This window comes from Citrobacter sp. LST-B2 (assembly GCF_057983045.1).
Genome location: NZ_CP192598.1, coordinates 760,271 through 776,564 on the forward strand (window position 1 = coordinate 760,271; position 16,294 = coordinate 776,564).

The 16,294-nt window shown below is 53.8% G+C and carries 18 protein-coding genes and 1 riboswitch; of the genes, 10 read left to right on the forward strand and 8 right to left on the reverse strand.

The features are described 5' to 3' along the window. Positions 1-68 precede the first annotated feature (68 nt). Positions 69-218: riboswitch (FMN riboswitch) on the forward strand. Between the two features lie 105 nt (positions 219-323). Both ribB and ACQ0PY_RS03740 read left to right on the forward strand, forming a co-directional pair. Next, positions 324-977 (forward strand): 3,4-dihydroxy-2-butanone-4-phosphate synthase, encoded by a 654-nt coding sequence (gene ribB / locus ACQ0PY_RS03735; protein ID WP_042998177.1) that lies wholly within the window; start codon positions 324-326, stop codon positions 975-977. Positions 978-1,189: 212 nt separating this feature from the next. Then, complete coding sequence (locus ACQ0PY_RS03740) at positions 1,190-1,366, forward strand: hypothetical protein (protein ID WP_042998176.1); 177 nt, start codon at positions 1,190-1,192, stop codon at positions 1,364-1,366. A gap of 19 nt (positions 1,367-1,385) precedes the next feature. Here the strand turns inward: ACQ0PY_RS03740 and zupT are convergent, their stop codons facing one another. Beyond that, positions 1,386-2,159 (reverse strand): zinc transporter ZupT, encoded by a 774-nt coding sequence (zupT, locus tag ACQ0PY_RS03745; protein ID WP_042998175.1) that lies wholly within the window; start codon positions 2,157-2,159, stop codon positions 1,386-1,388. A 132-nt stretch (positions 2,160-2,291) separates the two neighbouring features. Here zupT and ygiD point away from each other — a divergent pair, with 132 nt between their 5' ends. Beyond that, positions 2,292-3,080: a 4,5-DOPA-extradiol-dioxygenase gene (gene ygiD / locus ACQ0PY_RS03750; protein ID WP_042998174.1), complete on the forward strand. Its 789-nt coding sequence runs from the start codon at positions 2,292-2,294 to the stop codon at positions 3,078-3,080. Between the two features lie 41 nt (positions 3,081-3,121). Here ygiD and ACQ0PY_RS03755 read toward each other — a convergent pair whose 3' ends face one another. The 3 genes from ACQ0PY_RS03755 to tolC all read right to left on the reverse strand — a co-directional run bounded on the left by ACQ0PY_RS03755 (position 3,122) and on the right by tolC (position 6,587). Next, positions 3,122-4,282, reverse strand: coding sequence for a glutathionylspermidine synthase family protein (locus tag ACQ0PY_RS03755; protein ID WP_042998173.1), 1,161 nt, complete (start codon positions 4,280-4,282; stop codon positions 3,122-3,124). Positions 4,283-4,287: 5 nt separating this feature from the next. Next, the gene (locus ACQ0PY_RS03760) at positions 4,288-4,953 is read right to left on the reverse strand and encodes a DUF1190 family protein (protein WP_042998172.1); all 666 of its coding nucleotides are present in this window, start codon (positions 4,951-4,953) and stop codon (positions 4,288-4,290) included. 149 nt (positions 4,954-5,102) lie between these two features. Then, a complete protein-coding gene (gene tolC / locus ACQ0PY_RS03765) occupies positions 5,103-6,587 on the reverse strand; it encodes an outer membrane channel protein TolC (RefSeq protein WP_042998171.1) in 1,485 nt (494 codons plus the stop codon). A 204-nt stretch (positions 6,588-6,791) separates the two neighbouring features. Here tolC and nudF point away from each other — a divergent pair, with 204 nt between their 5' ends. From nudF to ACQ0PY_RS03795, 6 genes are all read left to right on the forward strand, one after another. After that, entirely contained in the window at positions 6,792-7,424 is a 633-nt protein-coding gene (gene nudF, locus ACQ0PY_RS03770; protein ID WP_042998170.1) for an ADP-ribose diphosphatase, read from the forward strand. Next, a complete protein-coding gene (locus ACQ0PY_RS03775; protein WP_042998169.1) occupies positions 7,421-7,843 on the forward strand; it encodes a DUF1249 family protein in 423 nt (140 codons plus the stop codon). Before nudF ends, ACQ0PY_RS03775 begins: the two co-directional genes overlap by 4 nt. 24 nt (positions 7,844-7,867) lie before the next feature. After that, a complete protein-coding gene (gene cpdA, locus ACQ0PY_RS03780) occupies positions 7,868-8,695 on the forward strand; it encodes a 3',5'-cyclic-AMP phosphodiesterase (protein ID WP_109739824.1) in 828 nt (275 codons plus the stop codon). Further along, on the forward strand, positions 8,695-9,276 hold the full coding sequence (yqiA, locus tag ACQ0PY_RS03785) for an esterase YqiA (protein ID WP_042998167.1): 582 nt from the start codon (positions 8,695-8,697) through the stop codon (positions 9,274-9,276). The genes cpdA and yqiA overlap by 1 nt, the downstream gene beginning before the upstream one ends. Before the next feature lie 27 nt (positions 9,277-9,303). Further along, complete coding sequence (gene parE / locus ACQ0PY_RS03790) at positions 9,304-11,196, forward strand: DNA topoisomerase IV subunit B (RefSeq protein ID WP_042998166.1); 1,893 nt, start codon at positions 9,304-9,306, stop codon at positions 11,194-11,196. A 176-nt stretch (positions 11,197-11,372) separates the two neighbouring features. Then, positions 11,373-12,557 (forward strand): aminotransferase-like domain-containing protein, encoded by a 1,185-nt coding sequence (locus ACQ0PY_RS03795; protein ID WP_109739825.1) that lies wholly within the window; start codon positions 11,373-11,375, stop codon positions 12,555-12,557. A 54-nt stretch (positions 12,558-12,611) separates the two neighbouring features. On the opposite strand, the gene ACQ0PY_RS03800 is transcribed toward ACQ0PY_RS03795, so the two are convergent. The 4 genes from ACQ0PY_RS03800 to qseB all read right to left on the reverse strand — a co-directional run bounded on the left by ACQ0PY_RS03800 (position 12,612) and on the right by qseB (position 15,650). Then, complete coding sequence (locus ACQ0PY_RS03800; protein ID WP_042998164.1) at positions 12,612-12,926, reverse strand: putative quinol monooxygenase; 315 nt, start codon at positions 12,924-12,926, stop codon at positions 12,612-12,614. A 30-nt stretch (positions 12,927-12,956) separates the two neighbouring features. Next, entirely contained in the window at positions 12,957-13,538 is a 582-nt protein-coding gene (locus tag ACQ0PY_RS03805; protein ID WP_044329019.1) for an NAD(P)H-dependent oxidoreductase, read from the reverse strand. A gap of 106 nt (positions 13,539-13,644) precedes the next feature. Continuing rightward, positions 13,645-14,994, reverse strand: a complete 1,350-nt coding sequence (qseC, locus tag ACQ0PY_RS03810; RefSeq protein WP_042998162.1) for a quorum sensing histidine kinase QseC — start codon at positions 14,992-14,994, stop codon at positions 13,645-13,647. Then, entirely contained in the window at positions 14,985-15,650 is a 666-nt protein-coding gene (gene qseB / locus ACQ0PY_RS03815; protein ID WP_109739826.1) for a quorum sensing response regulator transcription factor QseB, read from the reverse strand. The genes qseC and qseB overlap by 10 nt, the downstream gene beginning before the upstream one ends. A 151-nt stretch (positions 15,651-15,801) precedes the next feature. Between qseB and ACQ0PY_RS03820 the strand changes: the two genes are divergently transcribed. Then, positions 15,802-16,194, forward strand: coding sequence for a YgiW/YdeI family stress tolerance OB fold protein (locus ACQ0PY_RS03820; RefSeq protein ID WP_042324346.1), 393 nt, complete (start codon positions 15,802-15,804; stop codon positions 16,192-16,194). Positions 16,195-16,294: the final 100 nt, after the last annotated feature.

The following is a 16,294-nucleotide window of genomic DNA, read 5'->3' on the forward strand; positions in this document are numbered from 1 at the left end:
CAGAATTGTGTGATGTTAATGCGGGTAAAGGCGTTGATGAAGGTAATCAATAGCGTTATAGTTAATCCGCTTATTCTCAGGGCGGGGCGAAATTCCCCACCGGCGGTAAATCAACTCAGGTTGAAAGCCCGCGAGCGCTTTGGGTGCAAACCTAAAGGTCAGCAGATCCGGTGTAATTCCGGGGCCGACGGTTAGAGTCCGGATGGGAGAGAGTAACGATCCAGTCGGGCATGGACCCGCTCACGTTATTTTTTTGCCGCTTGTCGGTACTCCTAAGACTGCCCTGATTCTGGTAACCATAATTTTAGTGAGGTTTTTTTACCATGAATCAGACGCTACTTTCCTCTTTTGGTACGCCTTTTGAACGTGTCGAACACGCTCTGTCTGCGCTGCGCGAAGGCCGCGGTGTGATGGTGCTGGATGACGAAGATCGTGAAAACGAAGGCGATATGATTTTCCCGGCAGAAACCATGACCGTTGAGCAGATGGCACTGACCATCCGTCACGGTAGCGGTATTGTCTGCCTGTGCATCACCGAAGATCGTCGTAAACAACTCGATCTGCCGATGATGGTGGAAAATAACACCAGCGCTTATGGCACCGGTTTTACCGTGACTATTGAAGCGGCGGTAGGTGTTACAACCGGCGTTTCCGCAGCCGATCGCGTGACCACCGTTCGTGCGGCGATCGCCGATGGCGCAAAACCTTCCGATCTGAACCGTCCGGGACACGTTTTCCCATTGCGCGCTCAGCCGGGCGGCGTATTGACCCGCGGTGGCCACACCGAAGCGACCATCGATCTGGTGACGCTGGCGGGCTTCAAACCGGCGGGTGTCCTGTGTGAACTGACCAATGATGATGGCAGCATGGCGCGTGCGCCGGAGTGCATCGACTTTGCAGGCAAACACAATATGGCTGTTGTGACGATCGAAGACCTGGTGGCTTACCGACAGGCGCACGAACGTAAAGCCAGCTAACTCTGCCTTGCCGGATAGTGGTGCAAGCACCTTATCCGGCAAATTTCGCTTTTTCAAACATCCTGTCGGTTAATAAACATCCAATCTTTTTCTCTATGATCGAAATCATCTTTTCGATTTCATACTATGCCAGTATATAATCCTACCTACTTATAGGTATGTTAAATTTTAACGCTAAATATCTGTTAATGTTAAATTTTAAGGGTAAAAGGATGTTTATTGCCTGGTACTGGATTGTATTAATTGTTCTGGTGGTCGTGGGATATGTTTGCCACATGAAACGCTACTGTAAGGCGTTTCGGCAGGATCGTGATGCGCTAATGGAAATCCGCAATAAATTACTTCGTCGTGATGATGAAGAACGCGTCATGACTAAAGAGCAGGAATAACCGCTTCCTGCCCTCTCTGTTACCCGATCCCCATCGTCTGAAGTATGACCAGACTCAGCCCCATCACCGACATTCCGCACAGAACGCCATAGCTGGGGTTGTTGTTGGGATCGATCTCTTTTGCCAGCGGCATCAGTTCATCCACCGACAGCGCAACCATAATGCCGGCGACTGCGGCCATAATCGCCGCCATAACGACAGGTGACACCAGGCTACCAAGAATTAGCCACGCCAGCACACCGCCCAATATTTCTGCCATCCCGGAAATGCCCGCCCAGAAAATCGCGGTTCGTTTAGAACCGGTGGCCGCATAGACCGGCCCGGCGACTGCCAGACCTTCCGGAATATTATGCAGGGCAACCGCCAGCGCGACGCCGAATCCTAACTCCAGGTTACTGCTGGCGGTGACGTAGGTGGCAATTCCTTCCGGGAAGTTGTGCAGACTGATCCCCAGCGTCAGCAGGATGGCGGTACGTTTAATCGAGCCAGGAATCGGCTGCGTTCTTTTTTGCATCAGATCCTGCGGGTGGGCATGTGGAAGCAGACGATCCAAACCAAAATAACCCAGCAGGCCGATGATAAACATGCCGTAGCCCAGAACTGGCGGCATTCCCTTTGTACCCAGCGCGGCGGGCAGCATCTCCATCAAAGAGATCAGCAGCATGATCCCGGCGGCAAATCCGAGCGAAAACGCCAGCAGGCGATTAGAGGGCTTTTGCCCCAGTACGCCAAGAAACGCGCCAATGAACGTGGCGGCCCCCGCCAGTAAGGTCAGAATTAAAGGTACTGACATCAATGACTCCTTATACATCTCGCTGACCTTCAAAATAACTGATGATCATCATCATGGTTATCAGAGTTCTTCATTCATCGAAAGAGGGTATTGTAAGACCATCAAAATGACTCCCTGAGTAAGGATATCATCATGTCTTCAATTCGTATGCCAGCATTGTTTTTGGGACACGGCAGTCCGATGAACGTTCTGGAAGATAACCTGTATACCCGCGCCTGGCAGCAGCTTGGGGAGACACTGCCGCGTCCGAAAGCGATTGTGGTGGTGTCTGCCCACTGGTACACCCGAGGTACCGGCGTCACCGCGATGGAAGCGCCTAAGACCATTCATGATTTCGGCGGTTTCCCGCAGGCGTTGTACGACACGCATTACCCGGCGCCCGGCTCACCTGAACTGGCGCAGCACCTGGTTGATTTGCTTGCACCGGTGCCGGTTGCGCTCGACAAAGAAGCCTGGGGCTTTGACCACGGTTCTTGGGGTGTGCTGATAAAGATGTACCCGAATGCCGATATCCCGATGGTGCAGTTGAGCATTGATAGCACCAAACCGGCGGCCTGGCATTTTGAAATCGGGCGTAAACTGGCGGCGCTGCGTGATGAAGGCATCATGCTGGTGGCCAGCGGCAACGTAGTGCATAACCTGCGCACGGCGCGCTGGCACGGCGATAATAACCCGTATCCGTGGGCGACATCGTTCAATGATTTTGTCAAAGCGAACCTGAGCTGGCAGGGACCGGTTGAGCAGCATCCGTTGGTCAATTATCTCGATCATGAAGGCGGCTCACTGTCGAACCCGACACCGGATCACTATCTGCCGCTGCTGTATGTGCTGGGCGCATGGGATGGTAAAGAACCGATGACGATCCCGGTTGATGGTATCGAGATGGGCAGCCTGAGTATGCTGTCGGTACAGGTGGGATGATTAATGCCGGGTAAGGCGGAGTCGCCACCCGGCGTTCTCAATTACTCGACAAAAATATGCGGGTAGAAGCGGGACAGATCCTGAGTGATCAGCGCTCTGTCTTCGCGAATACCGATCCCGGCAGGCTGATCGTTGATCAACCAGCTACCGATCAGCATATAACTGTCGCCAAATTTCGGCAGTTGATGAAACTGCTGTACGATCATGCCTTCTTCACCGTACGGTCCTTCCACTGCTTCGATTGTTTTACCGTTCTCGATAATGGAGACGTTTGCGCCTTCACGCGAGAAGATCGGTTTCACGACGAATTTTTCCATCTGCGGATAATCGTCTTCGGCGAAATAAGCGGGAAGCAGGTTCGGATGGTTCGGGAACATTTCCCACAGCAGCGGCAACAGCGCCTTGTTGGAGATAATGCTTTTCCAGGCCGGCTCCAGCCAGCGCACGCCAGCGTCTTCCAGCTTAGTGGAAAACATCTCGCGCAGCATAAACTCCCACGGATAGAGTTTGAACAGGTTGGCTATCACCTGATCCTGTAAATCCGTGAACTGACCTTTTTCACCCAGCCCAATATCTTCAATATAGAGGAATTCAGTGGCGATCTCCGCTTCCGCTGCACAATCCTGCAGATACTGAATGGTGCCGCGATCTTCAACCGTATCACGACAGCAGGTCAGATGCAGAAGCTGGAAGCCGTACTGCTCACGCAGCTCGGCGAAGCGCTCGATGAGCTTTTCCTGCAGGCTGTTAAACTGGTCGCTGCCTTCCGGCAGATTGCCCGCATTGATCTGATCTTCAAGCCAGATCCACTGGAAAAACGCCGCTTCGTACAGCGAGGTCGGAGTATCGGCGTTGTTCTCCAGCAGCTTCGGTTCGCCAGAGCCATCCCACGCCAGATCAAGACGCGAGTAAAGCGACGGCTGGTTTGTCTGCCAGGACTGACGAACAAAGCCCCAGGTGTGCTTAGGAATACGGAATTTGGTCATTAGTTCGTCGCTGGCGATCACTTTCTCGACCACCTTGAGACACATCTGGTGCAGCTCAGCGGTCACATCTTCCAGCTTTTCAACCTGGGCCAGCGTGAGTTTGTAATAGGCATCTTCACACCAGTACGGTTCGCCGTACATGGTGTGAAAATTAAAACCGTATTCCGTGGCTTTATCGCGCCAGTCCGGGCGTTCGGTAATACTGACTCTTTCCATGCGTATCAGCCACCCATTGAACGCGTGGAGGTGCCGCTTGCGCTACGCTGCATGGCGCTCTGTTTGGCTACAGATTCACCGAAGCCACCGCGCGTTACGGTAGAGGTGGTTGCCGGTTTCGGCGCCATGGCGGTTTTAGGAACCGTCATCGTACGACCAGGCTGTGCGGCGCCGTAGTTTTTACCACCCGCATCGGTGTATTTACCGTAAGCCGGGCTGGCCGGGTTTTTCGAGCTGAACAGCGGTTGCTGCGCAAAGCCCGCGCCGCCGCCCATCATGCGGCCCATCATATAACCCGCCATCAGCGGCATCCAGAAACTGCCGCTGGACTGCTGTGCCTGCGCTTCTGGCGCCATGCCTGCCTGAGCAGGGGCTTGCTGACACTGGCCTTCACCGAACTCAGCGATACAATCTTCGCGAGTGGCATATTTTGGCGCGGTACGTTCCGCTTCTTTCAGCGCATTGTTGTATGTGGTGGTACATTCTGCACTTTTACCCGGATTGGCTGCCGAGCAGTCATCCGCATTCTGATACAGCGATACGGTTTCATCGCTTTTCTCACAGCCCGCCAGCATAAACACAGCGGTAACGGCTAACGCCACAGGCGTCAGATGGCGTGCGCTCCAGCTTTTGCGGAACGAGGCGTGATGGATGGATTTTGTCCGTTTCATTTTCGTCTTTCCTGGACCCAGTGGTTATTACTGCTCAGGATAGAGGATGAGTGGTTGAAAATGAAGCGAGAAGAGGCGGGAATGCGGAACAATGGCGGGATCTTTACGTTGCCTTACGTTCAGACGGGGCCGCAGCCCCGTCATCGCGTTTAATTACGGAACGGATTTTTACCGTTGCTGCTGGAAGAACGTACCGACGCCGGTTGCGTGGCGGGGGCTGTCGCGTTGGCGGCATAGCCGTCAGCGTTCGCGTCCATCTGCGGGGTTTCCGGCGCGACGTGTTCCGGCGAGGTGGAGATCGGTTTGCCCAACGTGTTGTTCAGCGCCACCAGATCCTGCTCGTTCAACGTACCCAGCGCTGACTTGATATTCAGCTGGTTGATCAGGTAGTTATAACGCGCATTCGCCAGTTGCTGCTTGGCGTTGTACAGCGTGGTGGTCGCATCCAATACATCAACGATAGTACGTGTACCCACGGAGTAGCCTGCTTCCATCGCGTCTAATGAGCTCTGGGCGGAAACCACCGCTTGTTTGTACGCGTTAATGCTGCTGATTGACGCATTGATATTGTTGAAGGAAGAACGTACGGTCTGCACTACGCTACGGTGGGCACTTTCCAGTTGCTCACTGGCGCCAACAAAGTTGTATTGCGCCTGTTTCACCTGCGAGTTCACCATCCCGCCCTGATAAATCGGCAGCGAGAAGCTCAGGCCGACTTTGTTCTGGCCCATGTTGCTGTCGTCATACTGGGAGCCTACCGCGCTGCCGCGGGTTTTCGAACCACTGTAGGAGGTATCAGATACGCCGGTAGAGGCAGTTAAGTCCAGCGTTGGCAGGTGACCATCCTGCGCCTGGCGAATCTGCTCACGTGCCAGATCCTGGCTCAGACGTGCCTGCAACAACGTCAGGTTGCGGTTTTCGGCTTCTTTCAGCAGGGCGTTCACCGCCTGCGGCTTGTCGGTTTTGAAGCTGTCAACGTTCAGCGATGCCAGCTCCGGGTAGTAGTTGCCGGTAACCTGACGCAGTTCTTCAACCGCATTGTCGAGATCGTTACGGGCGGTCACTTCGTTGGCCAGCACGGTATCGTATTGCGAACGGGCGTTTTGCACGTCAGTGATGGCCACCAGACCCACGTTGAAACGCTGGGTGGTTTGATCCAACTGACGATAAATCGCCTCTTTCTGCGCCTGGGTGTAAGAGAGAACGTCAATGGCGTTCAGCACTTTAAAATAGGCGCTCGCGGTGTTGAGGATCAGCGTCTGCTGGTCCGTCTGGAAAGTCACGTCCTGAATACCCGCCGATTTTTCCTGCAGGGTCAGCGCACGCCATTTCGACATATCGAAAAGGGTCTGCGTTAATTGCAAGGACGCGCTGGTGGCATTTGAGTTCACGCCGTTAGCATCGCGGTAGCCGTTGCTGTAGGTGTAATCGGCACCTAAGCCCAGTTGAGGCAGTAAAGGACTACGTGCTTCGTTGATTTTTTCGAATGCAGCATCGCGATCGGCGGCGGATTTACGCAATTCCGGGTTGCTCAGGCGTGCTTGCTGATAAACTTGCATCAGGTTCTCTGCCTGGCTCAGTGTGCTGAACCCCGACAGGCTCAGGCCGATAAGGATGGGGAGCAATTTCTTCATTTGCATTCCTTGTTGTGAAGCAGTATTTAGCGCTGATCAAATTTTAAAAATAATTGCTGATTCTAGCAGAATCCGCCACCGCAAAAAGTTGGCGTTCTGTGCCATCAGGCGTTAATTTGCACCAATTTACCACAAGGTCGATGAAACGGCAGTCAAACGCCCTTGAAATTCACATTTAAATCACTATTGGTACAGGACGGCACAATGCGCAAATCAGGCAACTCGCCAGTAACTTTCGCCAAAAACGATGTAGAAATTATTGCACGAGAAACGCTATATCGCGGTTTTTTTTCGCTGGATCTTTATCGCTTTCGCCACCGTTTGTTCAACGGTGAAATGAGCCAGGAAGTGCGTAGAGAAATTTTTGAGCGCGGCCATGCGGCAGTCTTGCTACCCTTTGACCCTGAGCGGGATGAAGTGGTGTTAGTTGAGCAGGTGCGCATCGCGGCCTATGACACCAGTGAAACGCCGTGGCTACTGGAAATGGTGGCCGGGATGATCGAAGAGGGTGAAAGCGTTGAGGATGTGGCCCGCCGTGAAGCGATGGAAGAGGCCGGCATTGAGGTAAAACGGACGAAACCGGTGCTCAGTTTTCTGGCAAGCCCTGGCGGCACCAGTGAGCGCTCGTCAATTATGGTGGGTGAAGTGGACGCCACGACCGCAAACGGGATTCACGGTCTGGCTGATGAAAACGAAGACATTCGGGTTCATGTGGTAAGCCGGGAGCAGGCTTACCGTTGGGTAGAAGAGGGGAAAATTGATAACGCGGCTTCGGTCATCGCCCTGCAATGGCTGCAACTGCACTATAAAGAGCTAATAAACGAGTGGAAAAAATGAAGCGCTATACACCTGACTTCCCTGAAATGATGCGTCTTTGCGAAACGAACTTTTCGCAACTGCGACGTCTGCTGCCGCGTAATGATGCGCCTGGCGAAACGGTGAGTTACCAGGTGGGCAACGCACAATATCGGATTACGATCGTTGAATCGACCCGATACACCACGCTGGTGACCATCGAGCAGACGGCGCCGACCATCACCTACTGGAGCCTGCCGTCACTGACTGTACGGCTCTACCATGACGCAATGGTCGCCGAAGTGTGTTCAAGTCAGCAGATCTTTCGCTTCAAAGCACGGTATGATTATCCAAATAAAAAGTTGCATCAACGCGACGAAAAGCATCAAATTAATCAGTTTCTGGCCGATTGGCTGCGATACTGCTTAGCACATGGAGCGATGGCGATTCCGGTTTACTAGCGTCGTGAAACCTAAGGACACCATTTGGAAAGCCTGTTAAACCTTTCTCTGGCTGGTGAGGCCAGGGTCAGGATCTTACAAATTACTGATACTCACCTGTTTGCCGAAAAGCACGAAACGCTATTGGGCGTAAACACCTGGGAAAGCTACCAGGCCGTGTTGGATGCCATTCATGCCGAGGGGCAGGAATACGATCTGATCGTGGCGACAGGTGATTTAGCTCAGGATCAAACCGCTGCGGCTTATCAGCATTTTGCTGAAGGCATCGCAAGCTTTCGTGTGCCTTGCGTTTGGTTGCCCGGTAATCATGACTTTCAGCCTGCGATGTATAGCGCATTACAAGAGGCGGGGATCTCCCCTGCAAAATGCGTCATGGTTGGCGAGCAGTGGCAAATTCTGCTGCTGGACAGTCAGGTCTTCGGCGTACCTCACGGTGAACTGAGCGAATTTCAGCTCGAGTGGCTGGAGCGTAAACTTGCTGCGGCCCCTGAGCGTCACACTCTGTTGCTTCTGCATCATCACCCCATGCCTGCGGGATGCAGTTGGCTGGATCAACACAGCCTGCGTAACGCGGCGGAACTGGACAACGTGCTGGTGAATTATCCGCGCGTGAAATATCTGCTTTGCGGGCATATTCATCAGGAACTGGATCTCGACTGGAATGGCCGCCGTCTGCTGGCGACGCCCTCCACCTGCGTTCAGTTCAAACCCCATTGTGCGAACTTTACCCTTGATAGCATCGGCCCTGGCTGGCGTACGCTGGAGCTGTTTGCCGACGGTACGTTGAAAACAGACGTCTGTCGTTTGCAAGGGACTGAGTTCCGACCTGATACCGCTTCTGAAGGCTACTGATGTCTACGCTTCTTTACCTGCACGGCTTCAATAGCTCGCCCCGTTCGGCGAAGGCCTGCCTGCTGAAAAACTGGCTGCACGAACACTATCCTCATGTCGAGATGGTTGTGCCGCAGCTGCCGCCGTATCCGGCCGATGCCGCAGAGATGCTGGAGTCTATCGTACTGGAGCATGGCGGCGAGGCGCTGGGCGTGGTGGGATCATCATTAGGCGGTTATTACGCCACCTGGCTGTCACAGTGCTTTATGCTGCCCGCGGTTGTCGTCAACCCGGCTGTCCGGCCATTTGAACTGTTGACTGACTACCTCGGTCAGAACGAGAACCCCTACACGGGGCAGCAATATGTGCTAGAGTCACGCCATATTTACGATCTTAAAGTCATGCAGATCGACCCGCTGGAAGCGTCGGATTTAATCTGGCTGCTGCAACAGACGGGAGATGAAGTGCTGGACTACCGCCAGGCAGTGGCGTATTACGCCTCATGCCGCCAGACTGTTATTGAAGGTGGAAACCATGCATTCACGGGCTTCGAAGATTATTTCAACCCGATTGTCGATTTCCTTGGACTGCACAGTTGCTGACAATCATTTCGAATTGCTATTAAAACCATGACGCAAACTTATAACGCTGATGCCATTGAGGTACTCACTGGGCTTGAGCCGGTACGCCGTCGCCCAGGGATGTATACCGATACGACCCGCCCTAACCATCTTGGGCAGGAAGTGATTGATAACAGTGTCGATGAAGCACTGGCGGGCCACGCGAAACGCGTGGATGTGATTTTACATGCCGATCAATCTCTGGAAGTTATCGACGACGGTCGCGGCATGCCCGTGGACATTCACCCGGAAGAGGGCGTTCCGGCGGTTGAACTGATCCTCTGTCGGCTGCACGCGGGCGGCAAGTTCTCGAACAAGAACTATCAGTTCTCCGGCGGCCTGCACGGCGTAGGGATCTCCGTGGTCAACGCTCTGTCGAAGCGCGTGGAAGTGAACGTGCGTCGTGATGGTCAGGTGTATAACATTGCGTTTGAGAACGGCGACAAGGTTCAGGATTTGCAGGTTGTTGGCACCTGCGGCAAGCGTAATACCGGCACCAGCGTCCATTTCTGGCCTGACGAAACCTTTTTCGACAGCCCGCGTTTTTCTGTCTCGCGCTTAACGCACGTGCTGAAAGCCAAAGCTGTGCTGTGCCCTGGCGTTGAAATCACCTTTAAAGATGAAGTTAATAACAGCGAACAGCGCTGGTGCTATCAGGATGGCCTGAACGATTATCTGCGCGAAGCGGTAAACGGCCTGCCGACGCTGCCGGAAAAACCGTTCATCGGCAATTTTTCCGGTGACACGGAAACGGTCGACTGGGCGCTGCTGTGGTTGCCGGAAGGCGGCGAACTGCTGACCGAAAGCTACGTGAACCTGATCCCGACCATGCAGGGCGGGACGCACGTCAATGGTCTGCGTCAGGGGCTGCTCGACGCGATGCGTGAGTTCTGCGAATACCGCAACATTCTGCCGCGCGGCGTGAAGCTCTCAGCGGAAGATATCTGGGATCGCTGCGCCTACGTGCTGTCGGTGAAAATGCAGGATCCACAGTTTGCCGGACAGACCAAAGAACGTTTGTCGTCGCGTCAGTGTGCAGCGTTCGTCTCTGGTGTGGTGAAAGATGCCTTCAGCCTGTGGCTGAACCAGAACGTCCAGTCAGCCGAGCAGTTAGCGGAGATGGTGATCTCCAGCGCTCAGCGCCGACTGCGCGCGGCGAAAAAAGTGGTGCGTAAAAAGCTGACCAGCGGTCCGGCGCTGCCGGGAAAACTGGCGGACTGTACCGCGCAGGATCTGAATCGTACCGAACTGTTCCTGGTGGAAGGGGACTCGGCGGGCGGCTCCGCCAAGCAGGCGCGCGATCGTGAATATCAGGCGATCATGCCGCTGAAGGGTAAGATCCTGAACACCTGGGAAGTCTCTTCTGATGAAGTACTGGCCTCACAGGAAGTGCACGATATTTCTGTCGCGATCGGCATCGATCCGGACAGCGACGATCTGAGCCAGTTACGTTACGGTAAGATCTGTATCCTGGCGGATGCGGACTCCGATGGTCTGCACATCGCCACGCTACTGTGCGCGCTGTTTGTGAAGCATTTCCGCACGCTGGTGAAACACGGACACGTCTACGTCGCGCTACCGCCGTTGTACCGAATCGACCTCGGCAAAGAGGTTTATTACGCGCTGACGGAAGAAGAGAAAGCGGGCGTACTGGAACAGTTGAAGCGCAAGAAAGGCAAGCCAAACGTACAGCGCTTTAAAGGACTGGGTGAAATGAACCCGATGCAGTTGCGTGAAACCACGCTGGATCCCAACACGCGTCGTCTGGTCCAGCTCGTCATTGATGATGAGGACGATCAGCGCACTAACGCCATGATGGATATGCTGCTGGCGAAGAAACGCTCTGAAGATCGCCGTAACTGGTTGCAGGAAAAAGGCGACCTCGCAGATATCGACGGGTAATTATACGTTTCATTGTTAATAAAAAGGGTAAGCCATCATGGCTTACCCTTTTGCTTTCAGGATATCTGATTGATCTTGCCAGAGAGGTCTATTAGGCTCAATCGAGGCGAGAACGCGGATTGACGTTATGGCACTGACCGGGGATGGACGCCAAAAATACATAATAAGGAAACAGGATGAACAACACACATCTGTCTAAGAGCGTCGACGCCCTTAAACCCTCCGCTATCAGGGAATTACTCAAACATAGCAAAATGCCTGGCGTGATATCGCTGGGCGGCGGCATTCCCAGCCCGGAACTGTTTGATAATACAGGGCTGGAAATGGCCACGCGTAACATGATGGAAAACCAGTTTCTGGATGCGTTCCAGTATGGTCTGAGTGAAGGTTTTCCGCCTCTGCGGGAAGCGATCGCTCAGTTGTGTCAGAAGCGAGGCATTCAGACTGCGTCCGACGCCATTCTGGTGACCAATGGGTCCCAGCAGTCGCTGGATATTCTGGTGAGAACGCTGATCAATCCGGGCGACAAAGTGGTCGTCGAACGTCCGACCTATCTTGCCGCCTTGCAGGTGCTGCAACTGTCTCAGGCGGATATTCTGTCTGTCGGTACCGATAAAGACGGCATGATCGTAGACGATCTGGAAGTTTTGCTGCAGAACAACACGATCAAGTTTGTGTACATCGTGCCGACGTTCGGTAACCCCGGTGGCGTGGTTCTTAGTGATTCCCGTCGTCAGAAGTTGGTTCAACTGGCGAAACAGCATGACTTTGCCATCATCGAAGACGATCCCTACGGTGAAATCAATTTCACCGGCGAGACCTATAAAACGCTGTTCCAGCATGCCCGAGAGAGCGGATGCCCTGAGCAGGTGATTTATACCTCGACTTTTTCCAAGATTCTGGCTCCAGGCCTGCGTGTGGGTTGGGTGGTACTGCCGGAATGGATCAGACAAAAAGCGACCATCGTTAAACAGGCGACCGATCTGCATACCAGCGCGCATTCGCAGGCAATGGCCGCCAGCTATTTGACGTTAGGCCGTCTGGACGATCAAATTCAGCTCATTCGTCAGGCGTACCGTGAGAAGTGCTATTTGCTGGCGGACGCGATTCGCAGCGAACTGGGCGAGCATATCTCATTCCATATGCCGCAGGGTGGGATGTTCCTGTGGGGGACGTTCCGTGATGATTTTGATACCACGGCATGGCTTTCCCGCACACTGCAGGAAAAAGTGGTATTCGTGCCGGGAGAGTTCTTCTTCTGTGATAAGCCGGACAAACGGACGCTACGGATGTCTTTTGCGACACCAACGGCGGATGAGCTTGAAGAAGCGGTACGGAGATTGAAAAAAGCGTTGCCCTGAGGTCGCTGTTGCCGGGTCTGACGCTGATGGCTGACCCGGCGCAACGCGGTATGTTTAAATACCGGATTCCAGAATACGAATATTCATCTCCAGCACATCGCCCTTAACGGCTTCGCTGTAGGCTTTCATATGCGGGGTTTGCAGGTGCGCTTCAAGATGCGCGATGCTTTCCCACTGCTCAATCATCACGATTGAATCAGGCGCCATGGTCTGAAAACTCACGTTTGCCGCATGATCTACCATCGGCGCGTAGCCGTGGCAGCCTTCTTCTTTCAGTACGGTTGGAACAATTTTCGCAAACTGATCGAGGACGGCCTGACGGTGATGTTGTCCCGGACGGGTGCGGATTTCAGCAATAACTGTAAGCATGGTTAACTCCTTCTAATTCCAGGTTACCAGTTAACCAAAAATCGCCTGCAGATGCTCGCGATATTCTGCAACAGAACGTGGTACATCCGGCATTTTAATGACGTCATTGGTAATAAAGGTCGGCAGCGCTTCCATTCCAAGGAATTGATTCGCCTTATGGAACGGCAGATAAACGCCATCAACGCCCACGCCGTGGAAAAACTGATCTTTATCGGTGAAGGCTTCCATCGGTGCGTTCCAGGTCAGAGAAAGCATGTATTTTTTCCCCTGAATCAGACCGCCGGAGCCGTATTTCTTCGAAGCATCTGAGCGGGTACGACCATCGCTGGCATACAGTGTGCCGTGGCCTTCGGTGAACACGTCATCAATGTATTTTTTCACGGTCCACGGCGCACCCATCCACCAGCCTGGCATTTGCCAGATAACCACGTCCGCCCAGACGAAGTTCTGCACTTCTTCTTTCACGTCGTAATCGCTGTCAGCGCGGACGATTTTGACGCTATGCCCGAGGTCGCGCAGAGTGCCGTCGGCGACTTCAGTCAGGGTGTCGTTCAATTGGCCGTTGGAGTGTGCGAATTTTTTCGCGCCGTTGATAATCAGGATGTTGCTCATTATTAATCCTCTGAAATGCGTTTGAGGCTAATTTTACGTCAACAGCCGGTAGGGTGAAATTAGCAAAATGTGCAAAGTCTTTTGCATCTGGTGCAATAATCGACGATTACCACTTCACTGTCGCGATAAAACCCCCGTCTGGCGCATTGTCAAACGACACTGTCATTGTGTGCAGGGCGGCAATGCGACGGACAATCGACAGGCCCAGTCCGCTGCCGGTAACCTGCTGTCCGGGCGGGCGATAAAAGCGTTCGCCAATGTGAGGCAAGACTTCTGCCGTGACGCCGGGGCCGTTGTCTCTGACCGTAAACTGCCGGGCGTCAAGCGTGACATCCACCTCGCTACCTTTGGGGCTGTAGCGGATGGCGTTATCCAGCAGATTGCGCACCAGCAAACTGAGCAGTAGCGGTTGCCCGGTGTGCGTCACATTATGAGCGTTGATCTGCAAACGCACATCAATCTGCGCCTGCTGCGCGGGTTGCCAGATGTCCATTACCGCAGACTGAAGCACTTCCTCAAGAGAGAGCGTGGCGACGTCCTGCAGGTTATCCAGCGAGTCGAGACGGGAAAGCGTCAGCAACTGGTCGACCAGACGCGTGGCACGATCGATGCCCGTATGGAGTTGCATCAGCGCTTTCTCGCGTGCCTGCGGATCATCATCAGAAAGCTGCGCCACCTCCGTCTGGACTTTTAGCGCCGTTAACGGACTACGCAGTTCGTGGGCGGCGTCTGAGGTAAAGCGCCGTTCGCGCACCATCATCTTATGGGTACGGGTAAAAAGCTGGTTGAGCGATTCGACCAGCGGGCGCACTTCACTCGGGACGCCGTGTGAGCTGAGCGGCTCGCTGGATTCCGGATCGCGCAGACGCAACGCCTGCGCCAGCTTTTTAAGCGGCATGAGCTCCCGATGCAGCAGCATAATCAACAGCAGCAGCATCAGCGGCAGGGCGATAAGCCAGGGAACCAGTTGCGCCGTCACAATCGCCAGCGCCATATCTTCACGGTATTCCCACTCCTGACCGACCACGATGCGGTACTTACCATCGGAGGAAGTCAGCCAGATAAAACGCCATTTATCGTCATCGCCATTTAACTTGCCGTCATCAAAGCCTTCCCGGCGGTAGCTATAGGGGATGTTCTGACCATTATCGCCGTCGTGCAGCACCATCTTACCGTCCGTGGTGTAGACGGCAAAGGTCAGCGCATCATCATCAACATGACCGTGTTTGAATTTCTTTGGCGTATGCGCCATCCGTTCGGTGGCGTGCAGTTCATTGATATCGAGCGTAACCAGGCGTTTGGCGAAGAGCATCAGCTGGGTATCAAACAGTTCATCGACGTTATCCGTTGTTTTTTTCCAGGCGACAAAACTCGATGCCGCCCAGGTAATGGCTGACAGAATCAGAAAAATGAGGGTAAGCCTGACGCGCAGGCTGAGTCGCTGGGTCACGATGATGCCTCGCCAAGCGTATAGCCGATGCCGTGAACGGTGCGAATGAAATCGCTGCCCAGTTTGCGCCGCAGATGGTGGACGTGCACTTCAACGGCATTGCTGGTGACCTCTTCGTCCCAGTTATACAGCTTCTCTTCAATGAGCTTGCGCGGCAGCACGCGACCTTTATTACGCATCAGCAATTCCAGAAGCGCGAACTCTTTTGGCTTGAGTATCAATGGCTCACCCGCCAGCGTCGCGACCCGATCGCCGGGACGTAAGGTCACCCGCCCGTGGCGTAATTCACTGCTGGCCTGACCGCTGGCGCGACGCATCAGCGCCTCCAGTCTGGCGGCGACTTCTATCAGTGCAAAGGGTTTACACAGATAATCATCGGCCCCGAGTCGAAGCCCTTCGACGCGTTCGGCCAGCGCATCGCGTGCGGTGAGGATCAGCACCGTCTCGCGCTTTCCCTGTTCGCGCCAGTCGCGCAGAATATCGCGCCCGTCCATTCCCGGCAGCGTGAGATCGAGGATCACCGCGTCGTAAGGCGCGCTGTAGAGCGCTTCTTTTCCCTGACGACCTTCGGTAAACCAGTCGACGCTAAAGCCCATTTTACTCAGCCCGGTTTTAATGCCGTCACCAATCAACGCATCATCTTCAACCAGTAAAATTCGCATATTTTCATCCCTGCACCCGCTGTGATAAAGGCAAGTAAACCGCGATGTTGCACGTGATGTACAGCAAAAAAGAGACTTTTTTTGCCTTAAGAACTTGTTAAGGATTACCGTATTTAATGGATGTGAAATGACATCAAAGGGAGAAATGATCATGAAAAAACTGGCTGCAATTGTTGCCGTCATGGCGCTCTGCTCCGCACCGGTTCTGGCCGCGCAGCAGGGTGGTTTTTCTGGCCCGTCCGCGACGCAAACGCAGAGCGGCGGCTTCCAGGGGCCTAACGGTAGTAGCACGACGGTAGAAAGTGCGAAATCCTTGCGTGATGACACCTGGGTGACGCTGCGCGGCAACATCGTTGAACGTATTTCCGATGACCTCTATCTGTTTAAAGATGCGACAGGCACCATCAATGTCGATATCGACCACAAACGCTGGAATGGCGTGACGGTTACCCCGCAGGATACCGTTGAAATTCAGGGTGAAGTGGATAAAGACTGGAATTCCGTTGAAATTGACGTGAAGCAAATCAGTAAAGTCAGCAAATAATCCCTGTCAGGGCCGCGTTCGCGGCCCTTTTCTTTGTGACTCAACGCGTCAGATAAGGTAGTATCTGCGGCAATATTGCCTGAAAAGATACCGGGTATCA

Excerpts from the sequence above, each read along its gene's own strand:
- ribB (WP_042998177.1), top strand. The coding sequence starts at position 324 with ATGAATCAGACGCTACTTTCCTCTTTTGGTACGCCTTTTGAACGTGTC.
- ACQ0PY_RS03740 (WP_042998176.1), top strand. The coding sequence starts at position 1,190 with ATGTTTATTGCCTGGTACTGGATTGTATTAATTGTTCTGGTGGTCGTG.
- zupT (WP_042998175.1), bottom strand. The coding sequence starts at position 2,159 with ATGTCAGTACCTTTAATTCTGACCTTACTGGCGGGGGCCGCCACGTTC.
- ygiD (WP_042998174.1), top strand. The coding sequence starts at position 2,292 with ATGTCTTCAATTCGTATGCCAGCATTGTTTTTGGGACACGGCAGTCCG.
- ACQ0PY_RS03755 (WP_042998173.1), bottom strand. The coding sequence starts at position 4,282 with ATGGAAAGAGTCAGTATTACCGAACGCCCGGACTGGCGCGATAAAGCC.
- ACQ0PY_RS03760 (WP_042998172.1), bottom strand. The coding sequence starts at position 4,953 with ATGAAACGGACAAAATCCATCCATCACGCCTCGTTCCGCAAAAGCTGG.
- tolC (WP_042998171.1), bottom strand. The coding sequence starts at position 6,587 with ATGAAGAAATTGCTCCCCATCCTTATCGGCCTGAGCCTGTCGGGGTTC.
- nudF (WP_042998170.1), top strand. The coding sequence starts at position 6,792 with ATGCGCAAATCAGGCAACTCGCCAGTAACTTTCGCCAAAAACGATGTA.
- ACQ0PY_RS03775 (WP_042998169.1), top strand. The coding sequence starts at position 7,421 with ATGAAGCGCTATACACCTGACTTCCCTGAAATGATGCGTCTTTGCGAA.
- yqiA (WP_042998167.1), top strand. The coding sequence starts at position 8,695 with ATGTCTACGCTTCTTTACCTGCACGGCTTCAATAGCTCGCCCCGTTCG.
- parE (WP_042998166.1), top strand. The coding sequence starts at position 9,304 with ATGACGCAAACTTATAACGCTGATGCCATTGAGGTACTCACTGGGCTT.
- ACQ0PY_RS03795 (WP_109739825.1), top strand. The coding sequence starts at position 11,373 with ATGAACAACACACATCTGTCTAAGAGCGTCGACGCCCTTAAACCCTCC.
- ACQ0PY_RS03800 (WP_042998164.1), bottom strand. The coding sequence starts at position 12,926 with ATGCTTACAGTTATTGCTGAAATCCGCACCCGTCCGGGACAACATCAC.
- ACQ0PY_RS03805 (WP_044329019.1), bottom strand. The coding sequence starts at position 13,538 with ATGAGCAACATCCTGATTATCAACGGCGCGAAAAAATTCGCACACTCC.
- qseB (WP_109739826.1), bottom strand. The coding sequence starts at position 15,650 with ATGCGAATTTTACTGGTTGAAGATGATGCGTTGATTGGTGACGGCATT.
- ACQ0PY_RS03820 (WP_042324346.1), top strand. The coding sequence starts at position 15,802 with ATGAAAAAACTGGCTGCAATTGTTGCCGTCATGGCGCTCTGCTCCGCA.